The organism is Jeongeupia sp. USM3 (assembly GCF_001808185.1).
Taxonomy (GTDB): domain Bacteria; phylum Pseudomonadota; class Gammaproteobacteria; order Burkholderiales; family Chitinibacteraceae; genus Jeongeupia.
The window spans coordinates 3,430,296-3,450,497 of the sequence record NZ_CP017668.1 but is presented as its reverse complement, the minus strand read 5'-3'; the positions used below and the strand labels follow the sequence as shown (position 1 = coordinate 3,450,497).

17 protein-coding genes are annotated in these 20,202 nt (G+C 66.8%); 10 read left to right on the top strand and 7 right to left on the bottom strand.

The window, feature by feature from the left end:
• Positions 1 to 70: 70 nt before the first annotated feature.
• Positions 71 to 1,720 carry a dihydrolipoyllysine-residue acetyltransferase gene (aceF, locus tag BJP62_RS16275; RefSeq protein WP_070531355.1) on the top strand — a complete coding sequence of 550 codons (1,650 nt, stop codon included), beginning with the start codon at positions 71 to 73 and terminating at the stop codon, positions 1,718 to 1,720.
• 91 nt (positions 1,721 to 1,811) lie between these two features.
• Entirely contained in the window at positions 1,812 to 3,590 is a 1,779-nt protein-coding gene (gene lpdA, locus BJP62_RS16270) for a dihydrolipoyl dehydrogenase (RefSeq protein ID WP_070531352.1), read from the top strand.
• Positions 3,591 to 3,663: 73 nt separating this feature from the next.
• Here lpdA and BJP62_RS18550 read toward each other — a convergent pair whose 3' ends face one another.
• Entirely contained in the window at positions 3,664 to 5,451 is a 1,788-nt protein-coding gene (locus BJP62_RS18550) for an autotransporter outer membrane beta-barrel domain-containing protein (RefSeq protein ID WP_145927237.1), read from the bottom strand.
• A gap of 548 nt (positions 5,452 to 5,999) precedes the next feature.
• Between BJP62_RS18550 and BJP62_RS16260 the strand changes: the two genes are divergently transcribed.
• From BJP62_RS16260 to BJP62_RS16250, 3 genes are all read left to right on the top strand, one after another.
• Entirely contained in the window at positions 6,000 to 7,727 is a 1,728-nt protein-coding gene (locus BJP62_RS16260) for an ABC transporter permease subunit (protein WP_070531348.1), read from the top strand.
• A gap of 189 nt (positions 7,728 to 7,916) precedes the next feature.
• Positions 7,917 to 9,209 carry a nitrate/sulfonate/bicarbonate ABC transporter ATP-binding protein gene (locus tag BJP62_RS16255; RefSeq protein ID WP_070531345.1) on the top strand — a complete coding sequence of 431 codons (1,293 nt, stop codon included), beginning with the start codon at positions 7,917 to 7,919 and terminating at the stop codon, positions 9,207 to 9,209.
• A gap of 167 nt (positions 9,210 to 9,376) precedes the next feature.
• Positions 9,377 to 9,901 carry a glutathione peroxidase gene (locus BJP62_RS16250; RefSeq protein ID WP_083300972.1) on the top strand — a complete coding sequence of 175 codons (525 nt, stop codon included), beginning with the start codon at positions 9,377 to 9,379 and terminating at the stop codon, positions 9,899 to 9,901.
• A gap of 143 nt (positions 9,902 to 10,044) precedes the next feature.
• On the opposite strand, the gene BJP62_RS16245 is transcribed toward BJP62_RS16250, so the two are convergent.
• The 4 genes from BJP62_RS16245 to BJP62_RS16230 form a co-directional block, all read right to left on the bottom strand.
• On the bottom strand, positions 10,045 to 11,025 hold the full coding sequence (locus BJP62_RS16245; RefSeq protein ID WP_145927236.1) for a hypothetical protein: 981 nt from the start codon (positions 11,023 to 11,025) through the stop codon (positions 10,045 to 10,047).
• Positions 11,009 to 11,545 (bottom strand): peptide deformylase, encoded by a 537-nt coding sequence (def, locus tag BJP62_RS16240; RefSeq protein WP_070531340.1) that lies wholly within the window; start codon positions 11,543 to 11,545, stop codon positions 11,009 to 11,011. The genes BJP62_RS16245 and def overlap by 17 nt, the downstream gene beginning before the upstream one ends.
• 146 nt (positions 11,546 to 11,691) lie before the next feature.
• Positions 11,692 to 12,711 carry a low-specificity L-threonine aldolase gene (gene ltaE, locus BJP62_RS16235; RefSeq protein ID WP_070531337.1) on the bottom strand — a complete coding sequence of 340 codons (1,020 nt, stop codon included), beginning with the start codon at positions 12,709 to 12,711 and terminating at the stop codon, positions 11,692 to 11,694.
• 78 nt (positions 12,712 to 12,789) lie between these two features.
• Complete coding sequence (locus tag BJP62_RS16230; RefSeq protein ID WP_070531335.1) at positions 12,790 to 14,085, bottom strand: DUF445 domain-containing protein; 1,296 nt, start codon at positions 14,083 to 14,085, stop codon at positions 12,790 to 12,792.
• 152 nt (positions 14,086 to 14,237) lie between these two features.
• Between BJP62_RS16230 and BJP62_RS16225 the strand changes: the two genes are divergently transcribed.
• From BJP62_RS16225 to BJP62_RS16210, 4 genes are all read left to right on the top strand, one after another.
• On the top strand, positions 14,238 to 15,020 hold the full coding sequence (locus BJP62_RS16225) for a 3-hydroxybutyrate dehydrogenase (RefSeq protein ID WP_070531332.1): 783 nt from the start codon (positions 14,238 to 14,240) through the stop codon (positions 15,018 to 15,020).
• Positions 15,021 to 15,046: 26 nt separating this feature from the next.
• Positions 15,047 to 16,147 (top strand): patatin-like phospholipase family protein, encoded by a 1,101-nt coding sequence (locus BJP62_RS16220; protein ID WP_070531329.1) that lies wholly within the window; start codon positions 15,047 to 15,049, stop codon positions 16,145 to 16,147.
• A gap of 104 nt (positions 16,148 to 16,251) precedes the next feature.
• On the top strand, positions 16,252 to 17,376 hold the full coding sequence (locus tag BJP62_RS16215; protein ID WP_070531328.1) for a Card1-like endonuclease domain-containing protein: 1,125 nt from the start codon (positions 16,252 to 16,254) through the stop codon (positions 17,374 to 17,376).
• Positions 17,377 to 17,436: 60 nt separating this feature from the next.
• A complete protein-coding gene (locus BJP62_RS16210; protein ID WP_070531325.1) occupies positions 17,437 to 17,793 on the top strand; it encodes a RidA family protein in 357 nt (118 codons plus the stop codon).
• A gap of 12 nt (positions 17,794 to 17,805) precedes the next feature.
• On the opposite strand, the gene BJP62_RS16205 is transcribed toward BJP62_RS16210, so the two are convergent.
• Together BJP62_RS16205 and BJP62_RS16200 are read right to left on the bottom strand one after the other, a co-directional pair.
• The gene (locus BJP62_RS16205) at positions 17,806 to 18,723 is read right to left on the bottom strand and encodes a DMT family transporter (protein ID WP_070531322.1); all 918 of its coding nucleotides are present in this window, start codon (positions 18,721 to 18,723) and stop codon (positions 17,806 to 17,808) included.
• Positions 18,724 to 18,805: 82 nt separating this feature from the next.
• Positions 18,806 to 19,537: an AraC family transcriptional regulator gene (locus BJP62_RS16200; protein WP_145927235.1), complete on the bottom strand. Its 732-nt coding sequence runs from the start codon at positions 19,535 to 19,537 to the stop codon at positions 18,806 to 18,808.
• A 126-nt stretch (positions 19,538 to 19,663) separates the two neighbouring features.
• Here BJP62_RS16200 and BJP62_RS16195 point away from each other — a divergent pair, with 126 nt between their 5' ends.
• Positions 19,664 to 20,188 carry a methylated-DNA--[protein]-cysteine S-methyltransferase gene (locus tag BJP62_RS16195; protein ID WP_070531319.1) on the top strand — a complete coding sequence of 175 codons (525 nt, stop codon included), beginning with the start codon at positions 19,664 to 19,666 and terminating at the stop codon, positions 20,186 to 20,188.
• Positions 20,189 to 20,202 lie beyond the last annotated feature (14 nt).

Below are 20,202 nucleotides of genomic sequence, written 5' to 3'. Positions count from 1 at the left end.
CCGTGGCCGGACGTGATTGATCCGAGGCAGGGCCGGGCGCCCTGTCCCCAACCCCTCACAGGGAACAACAATGAGCAACATCATTGAACTGAAAGTCCCCGATATCGGTGGGCACGACAACGTCGACGTCATCGAAGTGCTGGTCAAGGTCGGCGACACGATCGAAGTCGAGCAATCGCTGATCACGCTGGAAACCGACAAGGCGACGATGGAAGTGCCGTCGACCGCCGCCGGCGTCGTCAAGGAAATGAAGATCAAGGTCGGCGACAAGGTCTCCGAAGGCAGCGTCGTGCTGGTACTCGAAGCCGCTGCGGCCGCATCGGCGCCCGCGCCGGCTGCTGCTCCGGCTCCGGCTCCGGCTCCGGCTCCGGCTCCGGCCGCTGCGCCGGCGCCGGTCGCCGCACCGGCGGCAGCGCCCGCCGCGCAGTCGATCGAAGTCCGCGTGCCGGACATCGGCAACTTCGACGCGGTCGAAGTGATCGAAGTCAGCGTCAAGGTCGGCGACACCATCGCCGTTGACGACAGCCTCGTCACGCTCGAGTCGGACAAGGCGTCGATGGAAGTCCCGTCGACCGCCGCCGGCGTCGTCGAATCGGTCGCGATCAAGGTCGGCGACAAGGTCGCCCAGGGGGCGCTGATCGTCACCGTCAAGGGCGCCGCCGCTGCGGCTGCTCCGGCAGCCGCACCTGCTCCCGCAGCTGCAGCCCCTGTCGCTGCGGCCCCGGCACCGGTCGCCGCGCCCGCGCCGGCGGCCGCAGCCGTTGCCGCGCCGGCAGCGAAGATCGACGACGCGAGCTTCAAGAAAGCCCACGCCAGCCCGTCGGTACGCCGTTTCGCCCGCGACCTCGGCGTCGATCTGTCGCGCGTCAGCGGCACGGGGCCGAAGGGCCGGATCGTCCACGAGGACGTGCAGAACTTCGTCAAGTCGGTGATGTCCGGCGCGACCGCTGCCCCGGTTGCCGCGGCCGCAGGCGGTTCGGGTGCCGGTCTGGACCTGCTGCCGTGGCCGAAGGTCGATTTCGCCAAGTTCGGCCCGATCGAAACCAAGCCGCTGTCGAAGATCAAGAAGATCTCCGGTGCCAACCTGCACCGCAACTGGGTGGTCATTCCGCACGTCACGTTCAACGACGAGTGCGACATCACCGAGCTGGAAGACTTCCGCAAGACCATCGGCAAGGAATGGGAAAAGGCCGGTCTGAAGCTGTCGCCGCTGGCCTTCATCATCAAGGCCGCCGCCGAAGCGCTGAAGGCGTTCCCGGAAATGAACTCGTCGCTCGACGGTGACAACCTGGTGCTGAAGCAGTACTACAACATCGGTTTCGCCGCCGACACGCCGAACGGCCTCGTCGTGCCGGTCATCAAGAACGTCGACCAGAAGGGCCTGAAGCAGATCACCAAGGAGCTGACCGAGCTGTCGGCGCTGGCGCGTGACGGCAAGCTCAAGCCGACCGACATGCAGGGCGCAACGTTCACGATCAGCTCGCTCGGCGGCATCGGCGGCACCAGCTTCACCCCGATCGTCAATGCACCGGAAGTCGCGATCCTCGGCGTCTGCAAGAGCCAGATCAAGCCGGTCTGGAACGGCAAGGAATTCGCGCCGCGCCTGATGTGCCCGCTGTCGCTGTCCTTCGATCACCGCGTGATCGACGGCGCGCAAGCCGGTCGCTTCACCGTGCATCTGGGCAAGCTGCTGGCGGACATCCGTCGCCTGGTCCTCTAAAGCCGGTGGTGCGCGTCCGCAAGACCGCACCGCTCGTCCTGCGGCGGCCGCCTGACCGCGGCCGCCCCAAGCAACTGAATTGGAAGCAACCATGAGCACGATTGAACTCAAGGTTCCGGATATCGGCGGTCACGACAACGTCGACATCATCGAAGTCTTCGTCAAGGTCGGCGATACCGTCGCCGTCGAAGACAGCCTGATCACGCTGGAAACCGACAAGGCGACGATGGAAGTCCCGGCGACGCATGCCGGCGTCGTCACCGAAGTCAAGGTCAAGGTCGGCGACAAGATCTCCGAAGGCGGCCTGATCGCCGTGGTCGAAGTCTCGGCCGGCGCAGCAGCCCCCGCTCCGGCGCCGGCACCCGCCGCGGCAGCACCGGCGCCCGCCGCGGCCCCGGTCGCCGCACCGCAAGCCGGCAGCCACAGCGGTGGCGCCGACATCGAATGCGACATGATGGTCCTCGGCGGCGGCCCCGGCGGTTATTCCGCCGCGTTCCGCTCGGCCGACCTCGGCATGAAGACCGTCATCATCGAGCGCTTCGCCACCCTCGGCGGCGTCTGCCTCAACGTTGGCTGCATCCCGTCCAAGGCGCTGCTGCACAACGCCTTCGTGATCGACGAAGTCGCCCACCTGGCCGAGAACGGCATCAAGTTCGGCGCGCCGGAAATCGACATCGACGCGCTGCGCGGCTACAAGGAAAAGGTCATCGGCAAGCTGACCGGCGGCCTCGCCGGCATGGCCAAGGCCCGCAAGGTCGAGACCGTCCGCGGCGTCGGCACCTTCATCGACCCGCACCACATCGAAGTGCAGCTGACTTCGGGTTCGGGCAAGGCGCTGACCGGCGAGAAGAAGATCATCAAGTTCAACAAGGCGATCATTGCCGCCGGTTCCTCGGTGTTCAAGCTGCCGTTCGTGCCGGATGATCCGCGCGTGGTCGACTCGACCGGCGCACTCGAGCTGAAGTCGGTGCCGGGCAAGATGCTCATCCTCGGCGGCGGCATCATCGGTCTGGAAATGGGCACCGTGTACTCGACGCTGGGTTCGCGTCTGGACGTTGTCGAAATGACCGACGGCCTGATGCAGGGCGCCGACCGCGACCTCGTCAAGGTCTGGGAAAAGTGGAACGCCCACCGCTTCGACAACATCATGCTCAACACCAAGACCGTGGCGCTCGAAGCCCGCGAAGACGGCATCTGGGCGACGTTCGAGGGTGAAAAGGCGCCGAAGGAGCCGGTCCGCTACGATCTGGTGCTGCACGCCACCGGCCGCGTGCCGAACGGCAAGAAGATCGGCGCCGAGAACGCCGGCGTGATCGTCGATCCGCGCGGCTTCATCAACGTCGACAGCCAGCAGCGCACCAACGTGCCGCACATCTTCGCGATCGGCGACCTCGTCGGCCAACCGATGCTGGCGCACAAGGCCGTGCACGAAGCCCACGTCGCCGCCGAGAACGCCTTCGGCGAGAAGGCCTACTTCGACGCGCGCGTGATCCCGGGCGTCGCGTATACCGATCCGGAAGTGGCATGGGTCGGCCTCACCGAAGATCAGGCCAAGAAGGATGGCAAGGCGATCAAGAAGGGTGTATTCCCGTGGGCTGCCTCGGGCCGCGCGATCGCCAACGGTCGTGACGAAGGCTTCACCAAGCTGATTTTCGACGCCGAAAACGGCCAGATTCTCGGCGGTGCCATCGTCGGCCCGCACGCCGGCGACATGATCGGCGAAATCTGCCTGGCGATCGAAATGGGCGCGGATGCCGTGGATATCGGCAAGACCATCCATCCGCACCCGACTATGGGCGAGTCGATCGGCATGGCCGCCGAAGTCGCCAAGGGCGTCTGCACCGACCTGCCGCCGCAGCGCAAGCGCTGATCCGCAAGCAGGTGAGACGAAAACGCCGCATCGTTCGATGCGGCGTTTTTTTATGGCCAGGCCGGACGCGGCGTCAGAACGCGTGCGACAGGTAAAGCCGCCCGGTCCACACGTCCAGATCATGCCGGCCGATGCTTTCATAGCCGAGGCTGGCTTCGAGCATCGTCGACGCCGACCACAGTGCCCGCACGCCGACGTGCGCCGCGCCGGACCACGCCCCGGTTTCCACGTAGTCCAGATCCCCGGTCATGACCATGCCGTCGTTGGCGCGCTCGAACTCGTACTTGACCGCGACATCGGCGTACGGCATGTAGCGCAGCCCGTCCTTGCCCTCGAAGGTCCGGTTGAACTCCGAGCTGAACTGCAGGTAGCCGTAGTTCGAGCTGCTGCCGTCGTTGTCGAACGAAAAATCGCGCCCCAGCACGGCGCCTTGCATCCGGTAGGCACCCGCGCTGTTGTGCCCGTAGTACAGCGAGAACTTGGGACGGACGTAGGCTTCGCCATAACGGTACTGGCCGGTGGTGTTCAGCGATGCGGCCCACTGCGTGGACGTGTAATCGCCTGAGAACATCACGATGCGCCGTTCGTTGTCGGTCCGACCATAGGTGAGCGACGCATCGGCCACCCAGTCCTCGGCATACTGGTACGCCACGTACGGGCCGGCGTTGAAGCCGTTGGACTTCAGCGTCATGTCGCCGTCGAACATCTCGCTGCGGCTGTTCTGCATGCCGAGCAGACCGCCCAGGATCAGGCCGCTGTCGAGGCGGCGGTCGACGCCGACGGTCAGCGAGTACGAATGCCCGTCGAGGTCGAGCCCGTAGCGCTCGTCCGATATTTTCGAATAGCTGTTGTCGACCCAGGCATTCCAGCCGCTGTCGGGCGCCACCTCGCGCCCCGGCGTCTCCGGCAAGGCCTGCGTGCCGGACAGATTGCGCTCGGCGCGCGCACGCTCGTCATCGGTCCGGATGCAGTCGAACGGGCGATTGGCCGCAACCGACGCCTGGCCGTCCGGCACCGCCGGGCAGGGCGGCCGATACGCCTGATCACCCTCGGTATACGTCCGCGTCCTGCTGGCCTGGTCCGCTGCTGGCCCACCGCCCGGACCGCGCGGTACCGGCCGGATGTTGGACGGATCAACACCTGGTACTGGTGCCGGAGCAGGAGCCGGGGCTGGTGCGGGTGCGGGTGCGGGTGCCGGGGCCGGGGCCGGGGCCGGGGCCGGGGCCGGAGCTGGAGCTGGAGCTGGAGCTGGAGCTGGAGCCGGAGCCGGAGCCGGGGCCGGGGCCGGAGCGGGGGCCGGGGCTGGTGCGGGTGCCGGTGCGGGCGTGCCTCCACCGTTATCGCCGCCACCTCCGCCGCTATTGTCACCGCCGCCGTTGTCGCCCCCGCCACCACCGGGCCTTATCCAGTCCGGCAGGTTGTCGGGGATGACAGGTTTGAAACCGGGCGGAAAGGTAATCCGGCCTGGCTGTTGATTGGCCGAATCGACGAAACGGCGATCGTAGACCGACGTCTGGGCATTCTCGTAGTTGTACAGGATGTGCGTGCCGCCCCACTCCGCCTGTTCTGGCGAGACGGTGATGTGCAGACCGCGGCGCGTCTGCGTCCAGCGGTCGTAAGGCTGGTTGGTCATCGCCGAACTGACGTCGAACTCGCCGGGCGATACCCTGGAGAGCCAGACCGAGTGCTTCAGATCCGAGGTGCGGCCGAGGAAGTAGATTCGCCCGCTGATGTCGCCGACGCAGTTGCTGCACGAGCCGGCCCAGGCTGCGGCGGGAACCGTGGCGATCGCGCACGCCAATGCCGTCGCGCGACCGATACCGGAAAATGGCGAGGCCACTCGCCCCTGATCATGCGCCATGCGTTCTCCCTGTCATTATCGTGAGTTTGAAAAGCAGGCGGCCGCCCTTGCGCGACCTGACCATACCAAGCGCCTTTCCAAATCAACTATTCAACTTTCGCGAAAGGCTATCACAACCCTTGCACGGGCTCGCCGCGGATTTATGACGATATCGTCACGATTCGGGCACCGGCTCGACAGCGCCGATCCCGCTGCCGGGCCGCGGCTTCGTCTGGCCGGCAGCGGGATCGGCGACCGGCCAGGCCGGACGTCGTGGCCACGCGGCAGTACTGCAAGGAAATCGGGCGCATACCGGCGTATATTTCGGCTGCATGCGATGCTGGAAGCCGGCGTGATGCGATCGGCGCTCCAAGAGGCAGACCGGGATGGCCGGTCGTGCGCATGACGAGCGAGTCGCGCCGCCATCCGGCCGGGCCATGTACGCATGGTTGCAATTTGCCTGTGCGACCTTACCGACCGGATGCGGCCGTTTTGCCAACCCGGTACCGGTTCGCACATTAACGCTGCATGGCCACTCCCTCCGACCACCAAACCGCCGTGACCCGCGCATGATCCGATTCCAATACTTCCCCCGTCAGGTCGTCGACGCCGGCGGCAACCGCTGGGACTGGGCACTGCTGCCGCTGGTGCTCGCCGCGCTGGTGCTGCTTGCCTACGGCGCGCGGCAGATGGTCGCGCCGTACCAGATCGGCGCGGTGCTGCCGATCTCGCTCGACCCGGCGTCGCTGCCCTACTACCTGCTGCGCACGACGCTGCGGATGTTCATCGCGCTCGCCGCATCGCTGCTGTTCGCCTTCGTGTTCGCCGCGCTGGCCGCCAAGATCCGCGCCTGCGAGAAGGTGCTGGTGCCGATGCTCGACATCCTGCAGTCGATTCCGGTACTCGGTTTCCTGTCGATCACCGTCACCGGCTTCATCGCGCTGTTTCCGGGCAACCTGTTCGGCGTCGAGTGCGCGGCGATCTTCGCGATCTTCACGTCGCAGGCGTGGAACATGGCGTTCTCGCTGTACCAGTCGATGCGCACGGTGCCGAACGAGCTGCAGGAGGCCGCGCGGGTCTTCCAGCTCTCCGGCTGGCAGCGCTTCTGGCGGCTGGAACTGCCGTTCGCGATGCCGCAGCTGTTGTGGAACATGATGATGTCGATGTCGGGCGGCTGGTTCTTCGTGGTCGCGTCCGAAGCGATCTCGGTCTCGGGCCAGGACATCAAGCTGCCCGGCATCGGCTCGTACATCGCCGTGGCGATCGAGGCCCGCGACCTCGGCGCCATCGGCTGGGCGATCGGGGCGATGGGCGTCGGCATCCTGCTGTACGACCAGCTGTTCTTCCGCCCGCTGCTCGCCTGGGCCGACAAATTCCGTTTCGAAGCCACCGGCAGCGATTCGGCGCAGTCGTCGTGGCTGCTGACGCTGATCCGGCGTACCGACGTGATGCAGAAGGTCGCGCTCTCGGGTATCGCGGTGTTCGAGCGCAGCTTCACCTGGTTCCGCAAGGCGCATGACGGCACGTCGATCCTTGCCAAGCCCGCGCCGGCGCCGGCCTGGCAAAACCGCGCCGTCGACGCGGTGATTGCCGCGCTGGTGTTCTTTGCGCTGTACCAGCTGTTCGGCTTTGTCCATGCCGAAGTCGGCTGGGCCGAGGCCTGGCACGTGTTCGTGCTCGGTTTCTATACGCTGGTCCGCGTGCTGCTGCTGATCGGCCTGGCGGCGCTCGTCTGGGTACCGATCGGCATCTGGATCGGCCTGAACCCGCGCTGGGCAGACCGGCTGCAGGCGATCGCACAGTTCCTCGCCGCCTTCCCGGCCAACCTGATGTTCCCGATCGCGGTGATGGTCATCGTGCATTTCGGCCTCAACCCCAACATCTGGCTGTCGCCGCTGATGGTGCTCGGCACGCAGTGGTACATCCTGTTCAACGTGATCGCCGGTGCCTCGACGGTGCCGACCGAACTGCGCTACGCGGCGCAGAACCTCGGCCTCTCCGGCTGGCTCAAGTGGAAGCGCTACCTGCTGCCGGCGGTGTTCCCGAGCTTTGTCACCGGCGCGATCACCGCCAGCGGCGGCTCGTGGAACGCCAGCATCGTCGCCGAGTACGTCTCCTGGGGACCGACGACGCTGAAGGCCGAAGGCCTCGGCAGCTATATCGCGCAGATGACCGCCGCCGGCGACTTCCCGCGCATCGCGCTCGGCATCGGCGTGATGTGCGTGTTCGTGATGAGCCTCAACCACTTCGTCTGGCGCCGGCTGTACCGGATCGCCGAATCGAAAATGCATTTCTGAATCGGCCTGAAAACATGGCTGCGCTCGGTCACTCTGCGTCGCGCGGTGCTCGCAACACCCCGGGGGTGCTGCCTGCGGGACGTCCTCATGGGCATCCAGTCCATTCCGCTTACTGTGCGCCGGGCTTCTTGATCGACCATCGCTCGCCGATGTTTTGAGACCGATTCGACCTGTAAAGGTATTAATAGAATGACCGAAAAACTGATCGAACTGAAAAACGTCGGCAAATCGTTCCGCTCGGCCGACGGTGCCGCGCGCACCGTGCTCGCCGGCGTCGACTTCGCGCTCGCCGACGGCGAGATCGTCGCCCTGCTCGGCCAGTCCGGCTCGGGCAAATCGACGCTGCTGCGCATCATGGCCGGGCTGATCAACGCCGACGGCGGCGACGTCAACTACCGCGGCCAGCCGCTGTACGGCCCGGCGCGCGGCATCAGCATGGTGTTCCAGTCGTTCGCGCTGTTCCCGTGGCTGACGGTGCAGCAGAACGTCGAGCTCGGTCTCGAAGCACAGGGCATCGCACCGTTTGATCGCGCCCGTCGCGCCGAGGCGGCGATCGACATGATCGGGCTGTCCGGCTTCGAGGGCGCGCTGCCGCGCGAGCTGTCGGGCGGGATGCGCCAGCGCGTCGGCATCGCCCGCGCGCTGGTGATGGAACCCGACGTCCTGCTGATGGATGAAGCGTTTTCCGCGCTCGATGTGCTGACCGGCGAACAGCTGCGCGACGACATGCTCGAGCTGTGGGAAGGCAAGACCACGCCAATGAAGGGCATCCTCGTCGTCTCGCACAATATCGAGGAAGCCGTGATGATGGCCGACCGCGTGCTGATCTTCGCCAGCGACCCCGGTCGGGTCCGCGCCGAGCTGCGCATTCCGCTGCCGCGCCCGCGCGACGCCGACAGCCCGCAGGTGCGCTCGCTGATCGACCAGATCTACGCGCTGATGACCGCCAAGGCGCCGCGCCGCGCCCTTGAGGATACCCGCCTGACCCTGGCCAGCCGGCTGCCGGCGGCCGACGTCCACCGGATGGACGGCGTGCTCGAACTCTTGATGGAACCGCCGTTCCACGGCCGCGCCGACCTGCCCAAGCTGGCCGAGGATACCGAGCTGACCGACGACGAGCTGTTGCCGCTGACCGAGGCGCTGCACCTGTTCGGGCTGGCACAGCTGGCGCACGGCGACATCGTCGTCACCCCGCTCGGCCACCGCTACCTCCAGGCCGACAACACCGAGCGCCAGCGGCTGTTCGGCGAGCAGCTGCTCGCCCAGGTGCCGCTGGCCGCGCACATCCGCCACAGTCTCTTGCAGGAAAACGACGGCGAGCTGCCGGAAGAACCGTTCCTCAAGCTGCTGCGCGAATCGCTGCACGCCGAGGAGGCCGAGCAGGTACTCAAGACCGTGATCGAATGGGGCCGCTACGGCGAGGTCTACGAGTACAACTACCACACCGGGATGATCCAGTTGCCCGAGATCGACGCCGGCTGAACGCGCCAGGCAAACCGGCGGCGCTGCCGTACTGACACCGGCAATCTTCGCCTCGCGCGGCTTGCCTGCACCATTGCACTTGCCCGCCGCGCGGCTCGACGCCCATCGCAGCATTGCCGTTCACATGACGCCGGCGTACGCTGGTTTCATCCCCCGTGGAGGCCGCCATGTTCCGTTTCGCCCCCGCCCTGCTGCTCGTCGCCGGCGTCGCCGAGGCCGCGTGCCCGCCGCTGCTCGACCACCGGTTCAAGACGCTGCAGGGCCAGCCGTTCGACCTGTGCCAGGCCGCCGGCAAGCCGGTGCTGGTCGTCAACACCGCCAGCAAGTGCGGCTTCGCGCCGCAGTTCGACGCGCTGGAAAAGCTCCACACCAAGTACAAGGACCGCGGCCTGCTGGTCGTCGGCTTCCCGTCGAACGACTTCAAGCAGGAGCTCGATACCAACAAGGAAATCGGCGACTTCTGCCGGCTGACCTATATGGTGCAGTTCCCGATGATGGAAAAATCGGCCGTGCGCGGCGACGACGCCAACCCGTTCTACCGCGGGCTGATTAAGGCCAGCGGCACCAGCCCGAAGTGGAACTTCTACAAATACCTGATCGCCCCGGACGGCAAGACCGTCACCGCGTACACGCCGATGACCAGGCCCGACGACAAGGAGATTGTCGGGAAGATCGAGGGGTGGCTGCGGTAGACCGCGCCATATCGAACCGAGCATCTATTGCTGCAACGGGTGAGCGTCGCCAAGGTTGACTCGGCTCAATCGTCCCCATTGACTGGATTTTTCTCCAAATTCGTCGCGGTCAGCTCGAAAGCATCGTTGCCTTCATGGATATATCAGCGCGCCTGCAAGGCCCGTTTTTTTGGTGCGGTGAGTTCGATCAGTTGCAGCTCGGGTGAGTCGTGCTTTTTGTTCGGAGGACGAACCTGCCAACGCCACTCGGCAAAATACTCGTGATGCTGCCGCGTCCCGTCGTCGTTCCAGCGACCTGCGAGCGACAGGCTGTACCACGACGGTGCACACGCTCGAAACAGCAGAGCGCCCTCGCCGCGCTCCCGTTGTTGGGCTCGCACTTCATCCAGTGAGGCAGCAAGCAGACTGGCAGGCGAGACTTCAAGCAAATGCTGGTGGACAAAACGGCCACCTCCACCCGAGTACCCCTCCATCCAGCCGGTTTCCAGTCGCAGGAAGCGCCGCTCGGGCAGTGCCTTGAACTGCAGGGCATTCACGCTTCCCGGAGATGCGAGCCCCTCCGAGCCGGGCGTACCGCCAAGTTCGCAATTGCTGGGCATGGGCGAGGTCAGACGTGCCAGCACTGGCGGCCACGCCGCAGGCCAATGCTCTCCTGTCACCGCCAGCATCAGAACGGCAAGCCGCGTATCACTACGGCCAAAGTCCAGACGGCCTTGAGTGCTGTATCCCAGTTCAATCCGGTAGGGAATGACCAGCAAGGCCCGATCGGCGAGCGGCAAAGCAAAGAGCAGTGGCTCGGACTGACCGCCAGCCTCGAGATCAAACCGCACGAATGCAGGAACCTCGCCAAAGTAATGCTCGAACAAGCTGGCGCTGTCGGGCAGTTTCATGTCGAGTGCAGCACCAGTTGCAACCGGCGTGTCGCGCCCTTCCATCTGCTGTTGCCAGTTGCGCCGCGCTTTCTCGTAACGCGCATTGCATTTGGCAGCCTGAGCCAAGTTCATCGCCTTGCACGATACGGCTGCGCTGGCGGACGGCATGCCATGCAGCCCGGCAAACAGCAACATGCCTGCAGCCACCGGTTTCGCCGTCAACCATGATCCGGTTTTACTCATCTGGTGCATCGGTCAAGCCCGGAAACAGCACATCGGTAAACCCGAACCGCGTCATGTCCCGAATCCGCTGCGGATACAGCACGCCCCACAGGTGGTCGCATTCATGCTGGACGACGCGGGCGTGGAAACCGCTGACCTCGCGGGCGATCGGCGCGCCGTACTGATCGAAGCCCCGGTAGCGGATGCGCGCGTAGCGCGGCACTTCGCCGCGCAGTCCCGGCACCGACAAACAGCCTTCCCAACCCAGCTCCTCGTCGTGGCCCAGCGGCGTGATCTGCGGATTGACGAGCACCGTCTGCGGCACCGGTGCGGCGTCCGGGTAACGCGGGTTGGCGTCGAAGCCGAAGATCACCACCTGCAGGTTGACGCCGATCTGCGGTGCGGCGATGCCGACGCCGTTGGTCGCGTGCATCGTGTCGAACAGGTCCTGCACCAGCGCGTGCAGCTCGGGCGTGTCGAACTCGGCCACCGGTTCCGAGCGTTGCAGCAGGCTGGGCGTACCCATTTTCAATACCGGGCGGACGGCCATCGCGGACTCCTGTTCGTTACGGAGATTGAGAGCTGCTAACAAAATCCAGCGCAGCGGTGCTGGCAAGACGTGCGAGACGCAGACAGTACAAGCAGTACGGCAAGTGAGCACAACGCAGCCAGCAGGATTTTGTTTGCCGCGCCGGCTCAGCGCAGCAGCGCCTGACCGAATGCATTGGCGATACGCTCGACCTCGGCGGCCCCCACCTGCCAGTGCGTGACGAAGCGCCACAGCCCGGCCTCGGGCGGGTTGGCCTTGATTCCCTGCGCGAGCAGCTTGGCGACCAGATCGTCCGGGTTCTGGTGGATGTCGAGCAGCTCGAAGAACACCATATTGATGTCGAGCTGGTCGCGGTGGACGACGACGCCGGGCAGCTTTTCGAGCAGTTCGGCCAGCAACCGGGCGTTGGCGTGGTCGTCGGCCAGCCGCGCACTCATCTCGTTCAGCGCGATCAGCCCCGGTGCGGCCAGCACGCCGGCCTGGCGCAAGCCGCCGCCCATCAGCTTGCGCTTTTTCCGCGCGCGTTCGATGAAGTCGGCCGGGCCGGCGAGGATAGACCCGACCGGCGCCGCCAGCCCCTTGGACAGGCAGAACATCACGCTGTCGGCGTATTGCGCCAGCTCGCGCGCCTCGACGCCGAGCGCGGCCGCCGCGTTGAACAGCCGGGCGCCATCGAGGTGGACCGGGATGCCGGCGGCGCGGGCAACGTCGTGGATCTCGCGCATCGTCTCGAGCGGCATCACGCTGCCGTTGCCGCGGGCGTTCTCGACGCAGACGAGGCCGGTGCGCGGCAGGTGGATGTCGCCGCCGGGCCGGATGCGCGTGCGCACGGCGTCGCCGTTCAGCACCGCCACCGGCCGCAGGTTGACGCCGGCGATGATCGCCGCGCCGCCGACCTCGTGCCAGACGATGTGGCTGTCCTCGGCCACGATGACCTCGTCGCCGCGCTCGCAGTGCGTGAACAGCGCCAGCTGGTTGCCGAAGGTACCGCTGGGCACGAACAGCGCCGCGGCCTTGCCGAGCCGTTCCGCCGCGGCGGTTTCGAGCGCGGCAACGGTCGGGTCGTCACCGTAGACGTCGTCACCGACGACGGCCTCCGCCATCGCCGCGCGCATCGCCTTGGTCGGCTGGGTCACGGTGTCACTGCGTACGTCGATCCATTCCATTGCCCAATCCCCTGTGTTTTCGAATGTCAGAACAGCGCCCCCGGCACGAAGCGGCCGGCAGGCGCGTGCCGGCGGCGGTCAAAGGCCGGCGAACTGCCTTGCCGTATAGATCAAGAGGCCGATCAGCCCGCCGACCAGCGTGCCGTTGACGCGGATGAACTGCAGGTCGATGCCGACATTGAGTTCGAGCCGGTCGACCAGCACCTTGTCGTCCCAGCCCTTGAGCTGGTCGGCGATGAACACGCCGATCTCGCCGCGGTAGCGCGCCAGCGACTGCGCGGCAAAGGTCCGCAGCCGGGCGTTGAGCCAGTCGACGAAGGCGGTGTCGTCGCGCAGCCGCAGGCCGAACTGCTTGACCGCGGCACCGACCTTGGCGCGGATCTGCGAATCGTCGCGCTCGAGGTCGTGGCGCAGCCAGCCCAGCGCATCGCGCCACAGCTGTTCGAGTCCATCCTGCAGCCCGGCGTCGTCGAGCAGCTTGCGCTGCCATTGCGCCAGTTGCGCACGGGTGTCCGGATCATGGCCGAGCGCGCCGATCCAGTCGCCGAGCTGCCGCTCGAACGCCTGCCGCAGCGGGTGGTCCGGCTCGGCGAGCGCGCGCTCGAGCGTCTGCGACGTCGCGCCGATCAGCTTGCGCGCCAGGTAACGGCCGCCGGCCTCGTCGAGCGCGACCCAGCGCAGCACGTTGAACTCGCTGGCGATCACCCCGGCGACATAGTCATGCGCGTTCGGCGTATCGAGCCGCGAGAGCGCCGCCCTGACGATGCCGTCGAACAGCTTGTGATGCTGGCCCGAGTGGCGGACGATCTGCAGCAGCGCGGCGCTGCGGCGGCCCAGATCGACCTGGCCGAGCCGCCGGACCGCGAAGTCGCGGACCAGCTGGGCCAGTTTGGGCTCGTCGAGCATGTCGAGCACGAAGCGGAACAGCTGCGTGCCCTGCTCGGTCAGCTGGCGCGCATTCGCCGGCCTCGCCAGCCACACCGCCAGCCGCCGCGCCGGATTGAACGCGTCGATGCGCTTGGCCAGCACCTCGGGCAGCAGGAAATGCGTTTCGATGAACTGGCCGAGGCTCTCGGCGATCCGCACCTTGTTCTGCGGCACGATCGCCGTGTGCGGAATCGGCAGCCGCATCGGGTGCCTGAACAGCGCGGTGATCGCGAACCAGTCGGCCAGCGCACCGACGACGGCGGCCTCGGCAAACGCCGCCAGATAGCCCCAGCCGCCCCGCCCCTCGCCGACGAACAGCGCCAGCAACGCCAGCACCACCATCGACAGCAGCAGGCCGGTCGCGCCGGCCCGGGCACGGCGCAGCCGCCGACGCTTCTCGGCCTCGCGGCGGGCGTAAAGTTCGCTAGCGGAATCGTCCAGTGGCATCGCGGCTCGTCAATATGCTGTCAGCCATAAGATAACAGCGGCGCGCCCGCGCACCAACGCCAGCTTTGCCACACCGCCCCCGCCGGCGCCATTCGGGCGACATGATTCGGTGCTATACCTCATCGATGCCCCTTCATTGATCGAGGATCACCATGCTCAAAGGAAAAGTTGCCCTGGTCACCGGCTCGACCAGCGGCATCGGACTCGGCATTGCCCGCGCGCTGGCGCATGACGGCGCAACCGTGGTGCTCAACGGCCTCGGCAACGCCGACGAAATCGAGGCCGTGCGTGCGCAACTGGCCGCCGACACCGTCGCCGACGTCCGCTTCATCGGCGCCGACCTGAGCCGCGCCGACGCCGTCGCCGGGCTGATCGCCAGGATCGAGGCCGAGCTGGGCCGGCTCGACATCCTCGTCAACAACGCCGGCGTCCAGCATGTCGCGCCGATTGAGGACTTCCCGCCCGAAAAGTGGGATCTGATCCTCGCACTGAACCTCGGCGCCGCCTTCCACGCAATCCGCCTCGCCGTGCCGGGCATGAAGCTGCGCGGCTGGGGCCGGATCATCAACGTCGCGTCGGCCCACGCCCTCGTCGCCTCGCCGTTCAAGTCGGCCTATGTCGCGTCGAAACACGGCGTGCTCGGGCTGACCAAGACCGTCGCGCTCGAACTCGCCGAACACGGCATCACCGCCAACGCGATCTGCCCCGGCTACGTCATGACGCCGCTGGTACAAAAGCAGATTCCCGATACCGCCAAGGCGCGCGGCATCAGCGAGGAAGAAGTCGTCCGCGACGTGCTGCTCGCATCGCAGGCGACCAAGCGTTTCGTCGAGGTCGACGAACTCGGCGCGCTTGCCGCCTTCCTGTGCAGCAACGGCGCAGCATCGATCACCGGGACCGCACTGCCGGTCGATGGAGGCTGGACCGCACACTGAAGAGAAACACCACAAGGGAGAAAACAATGACAAAACGTAAAATCGCCATCGCCTGCCAGGGCGGCGGCAGCCAGACCGCGTTCACCGCCGGCGCGCTGAAGGCGCTGTACGACGGCGGCTTCGACGAGCATTTCAGGCTGACCAGCATCAGCGGCACCTCGGGCGGCGCCTTGTGCGCTGCGCTAATCTGGTACGCGCTGCTCAAGCGCGACGACGACGTCACCGAGCGACTGATGGCCTTCTGGGCCGACAACACCGCGCAGACACGGGCCGAGGAGCATTTCAACCATTACGTGACCGAATCGCTGCGCGCCACCAACAAGGGACAGCTGCCGCAATACAACTTCAGCCCGTATTCGCCGCTGATCCAGACGATGATGAGTCTGTCGACCTCGCAGCTGCGGCCGCACTTCACCAACTTCCACGCGCTGCTGAGCAAGCACATCGACTTCGACGAACTGGCCGCCACCGGCCCGCGTCCCGACCTGCCGGCGCTGCTGATCGGCGCGGCCGAGGTGCTGTCCGGGCAACTGGTCAAGTTCAACTCGCGCGAGCAGGCGATCCGCATCGAACACCTGCTGTCGTCATGCGCGGTGCCGAACATCTTTCCGGCGGTCGAGTTCGACGGCGGCGCCTACTGGGACGGGCTGTTCTCCGACAACCCGCCGGTCGACGAGCTCGCCAAGGCGCTCTATGTCGGCGCCGACAACCTGCCCGAGGAGATTTGGGTGATCAAGATCAACCCGACCGGCAGCAAGACGGTGCCGCGCGCGCCCGAGCAGATCGCCGACCGGCGCAACGAGATGGTCGGCAACATGTCGCTGTTCCACCAGCTGACGAACATCGGCTTCCTCAACAACCTGCTGCTGCGCGGTGCATTCAACACCGACTTCCTCAACCAGTTCCACATCACCGAGCCGGTGCTGATTCCGCGCTGCTTCGACGACGAACCGGCCCAGCCCTACCACATTCCGTTCATCGAAATGTCGCAGCCGCTGCAGGACGCGCTCGACTACGAGACCAAGATCGACCGCAGCCCGGAAAACCTCGGCCGGCTGATCCGCGACGGCGAGGCGCAGGCGGCGCAGTTCCTCGGCGAGCGGATGGCGGCACTGCGGCTCGGCTGAGCGGGCATGCGGAAATGACGTTGTCGCACTACATCGTCATTTTCGCGCGCACCGTGCGCGCGCCGCGCTGCTAGACTCGAGCACCCGCCCCGCCTGGACCAGCCATGCACCTGCTCTGCCCCATCGATACCGTCCATTCCGACATCCTGACGCCCGCGCTCGACCGCGTGTTCGGCATCCAGCACATGACGGTGGCCGCACACAGCCACCGGCTGGCCGCCGCCGCCGATATCGCCGACATTGCCGAGGCGGCGCAGATCCGCTGCGACATCATCGAGCTGACCGGCGAGGATTCGCCGTCGCTGCTGCGCGGCACGCTGGCGCAGATCATCAACGACGCCGAACTGCCGACGCTGATCAACCTCAGCGGCGCCAGCCCCATCCTCGCGGCGCTGGCGCAGGAAGTGGCACTGCTGCGCCAGGTGCCGAGCTTCGTGATCCACCCCGAACGCGACACGCTGGTCTGGCTCAACCACCTGCCGAACTCGGGCCCGGCACAGGGCTACAACGTCGCCGACCGGCTGACGCTCGACGGCTACTTCGGTCTGTTCGGCTGCGAGATCACCGAAGTCTCGGTCGACCTGAAACACCGCGACCCGCAGCTGGAAAAGCTAGCCCGCCACATGGCCTGGTTCGCCAGCCGCGATTCGCGCCAGCTCTACTCGCTGATGCAGCATGTGGTCCGCGCCGACGCAAGCGGCCTGACCGCGCCGCTGCCGCGCGAACTGCACCCCTATCTGATGCCGATCGAGCAGACCGGGCTGGTCACGCTGCTGCACGGCGGCGAACTGAAGCTGCGCGATGCGCAGGCGCTGCGTTTCCTCAACGGCGGCTGGCTCGAATACTGGCTGTTCGCCGAGGCCGCCAGCCTGATCGGCCAGAGCCCGATCCATGATCTGGCCTGCGGCGTGCAGATCGTCACGCAGGACGGCGTCAAGAACGAATACGACCTGGCGCTGCTGTGCAACAACCAGCTCTACCTGGTCGAATGCAAGACCCAGCAGCCGGACAACCGCCAGACCGGGCGCGGCGTCGGCAACGACGTGCTGTTCAAGCTCGACAGCGTCTCGCACCTGTCCGAGCTCGATGCCCGCGCGATGCTGGTCAGCGTCAGCCGGCCGACCGAGCACGAAATCCACCGCGCCGACGAGCAGCACATCGAGATCGTCTGCGGCCACGATCTCGTCAATCTGCGCGAGCGGCTACGGGACTGGCTCAAGGCCAATTGATCGGGACTGGCGCATAATCGCGGCTTGGCCCCACCGGCCCCGTCAACGATTGGAAACGCCATGAGCAACAACGACATCCACCGCCACAACCCGACCTCGCTGTGGTCCGATGCGGTCGTCTTCAACCGCATCGCCTGCTTCGTCGAAGTCCCGGAAAGCGGCAACAGCTTTGCCGAGCAGACCCGTGCGCTGCTGGCACAGGCCGACCGCACGCTCGCGGCGATCGGCTCGGACAAGAGCCGGCTGATGATGGTGACGATCTACCTGCCCGAGCTCGCCAACCGCAAGGCGCTGAACGAGATCTGGGCCGAGTGGCTGCCCGAGGGCTGCGCACCGGCGCGCGCCTGCGTGAAGGCGGAGCTGGCGTCGCCCGAGCTGCAGATCGAGATCGCCTTCACCGCCGCAACGCGCGGCTGAGTCCGTCCGCCGTCATGGCTCCCGGTGTACGCAGGTGCACCAGACCACCCCGGCGATCAGGCAGACGATGGCCACCGCCTCCAGCACACTCGGCAGGCGGTGCGCCCACAGAAAGCCGTACAGCAGCGCGAACACCGTCTCGAAGATGATCATCTGGCCGCCCAGCGTCAGCGGCAGCAGGCGGCTGGCACGGTTCCAGAAGCCGTTGCCGAGGATGGACGCGAAGATCGCCACCGCGGCGGCAACGCCCCAGAACACCAGCCAGTCCGCCGCCGGACGCGCGGCCTGTTCACCGGCAAACGCGGGCACGACCAGCAGCAGGGCCAGCCCGCCGGTCGCAACACCGGTCAGCAACGACCAGTCGTGCCCCGAGATGTCCGGTCGCCGGGCAAGCCAGCGCTGGTTGGCGACCGAGTACGCCGCCCACGACACCAGCGCGCCCACCGCGCACAGCAGCCCCGCGGCGCGCACGCCCGGACTGACGTCGACACGCTCGGTCATCAATGCATCGGTGCCGACCAGCGCCACGCCGAGCAGGCACAGCCCCAGCGGCGCGACGAGCCGGCCGAGCCGGACCGCGCCGTCGTCCCGCGTGCCGACGAGCGTGACCAGTACCGGCAGCAGGCCGATGATCAGCGACGTCGGCGCACCGCCGGCCCAGCGGACCGCATTCGACAGCAGGATGTAGTAGGCGATGTTGCCGAGCAGGCTGAGCCCGAGCAGCGCCAGCCACTCGTCGCGGCCCAGCACCAGCGCGCGCCAGCGCGGCAGGAGCAGCAGCACCGCCGCCAGCCCGTATACCAGATAGCGGGCGGCCGACAGCTGCAGCGCCGAAAAACCGTTGAGTATCTGCGGCGCCAGGAAGACGAATCCCCACAACGCCCCCGCTGCGACACCGTTGCCGACGCCGATCGCCATCTGTCCGCGCATTCCGTCCTCCCTCCGATGAAGGCGAGGATAGAACCGGATGCAGCGCCGGTCTTGACCGGATCTCGCGCGTTTTGTGCCCGGACTATCGCCGGTGGCGTCTGCGGTAGGCGGCGGGCGTCTCGCCGGTCGCGAGGCGCATCGCCCGGGTCAGGGCGCTCTGGTCGGCGTAGCCGGCATCCAGCGCCAGTTGCGCGATCGGCCGGTCGGAACCGAGCAGCGCATCCTGCACCGCGCGCAGGCGCAGCCCGGACAGCCAGGCCTGCGGCGTCTGGCCGGTTTCGGCGCGGAACAGCGCATGCAGCCGGCTCGCACTCAGCCCGACCTCGTCGGCCATCCGCGCCACGCTCCAGTCCTCGCCCGGCGTCGCCTCGACCCGGCGGCGCAGGGCATCGAAACGCTGCGGCCGTACCTCCGGCGGCGCCAGCGACGCGAGCAGCAGGGGCAGGCCGTGCTGCACGACGGCCGGCGGCACGTTCCGGCCCTGGCTGGCCAGATCGATGAATTCGATCAGCCGCCGCGTCGCCGCCGAAATGGGCACGAAAGTCTGCCGCCGCAGCCGTTCGACCGCATCCTCGCCCAGATCGGCCACCTCGCAATCGAGGATCAGGAAGCGGTTCTCGCCGTCGGCCGACTGCGCATGGGCGGTATCGGGCGCGACAAAGGCGCCGCGCGCCACATCGAGCCGTCCGCCGACGCCCCCGACCTCGATCTCGAGCCGACCCAGCACCGGCAGGACGAGCTGGACGTGCGCGTGCCGGTGCGAAGCGCCACCGACACCGTAACTGCGCAGACTCAGGGGAAGCAGGGAATCCATCACCGCACCATACGCCAGACGCATACCCTCGTCGACCTGTCGTACTGGCCGATCCGCGAAACGCCGCGACGCCCCGAAGGCCCGTGCGGTAAAGTCAAGCGGCGCAACGGCATCACCGGGGAAAACATGCCGCATCACTACGCATACACCGACTCGCCGCTCGGCAGGCTCAAGCTCGTTGCCGACGGCGTGGCCCTCGTTGCCATCCTGTGGGAAAACGACCGGCCCGGACGGGTGCCGCTCGGCGCCATGCGCGAAGACCGGGACCACCCGGTACTGATCGAAACATCGCGCCAGCTCGACGAGTACTTCGCCGGCCGCCGCACCCGCTTCGGGCTTGAACTGCGTTTTACCGGCACCGCCTTCCAGCAGCAGGTATGGACGGCGCTGCTGACGATTCCCTACGGCGAAACGCGCAGCTATCAGGACATCGCCAGACAGATCGGCAATGTCAGCGCGGTGCGTGCCGTCGGCGCAGCCAACGGCCGGAACCCGCTGTCGATCGTCGTCCCCTGCCACCGGGTCATTGCGGCATCGGGACAGCTGACCGGTTTTGCCGGCGGGCTCGGGGCGAAACAGCGGCTGCTGGATCTCGAATCGGGCGGCGGACGCTTTTCCGCAACCGTCCAGAGCTCTCGAACAACGGCCTGACGCCGGCGCAGCAA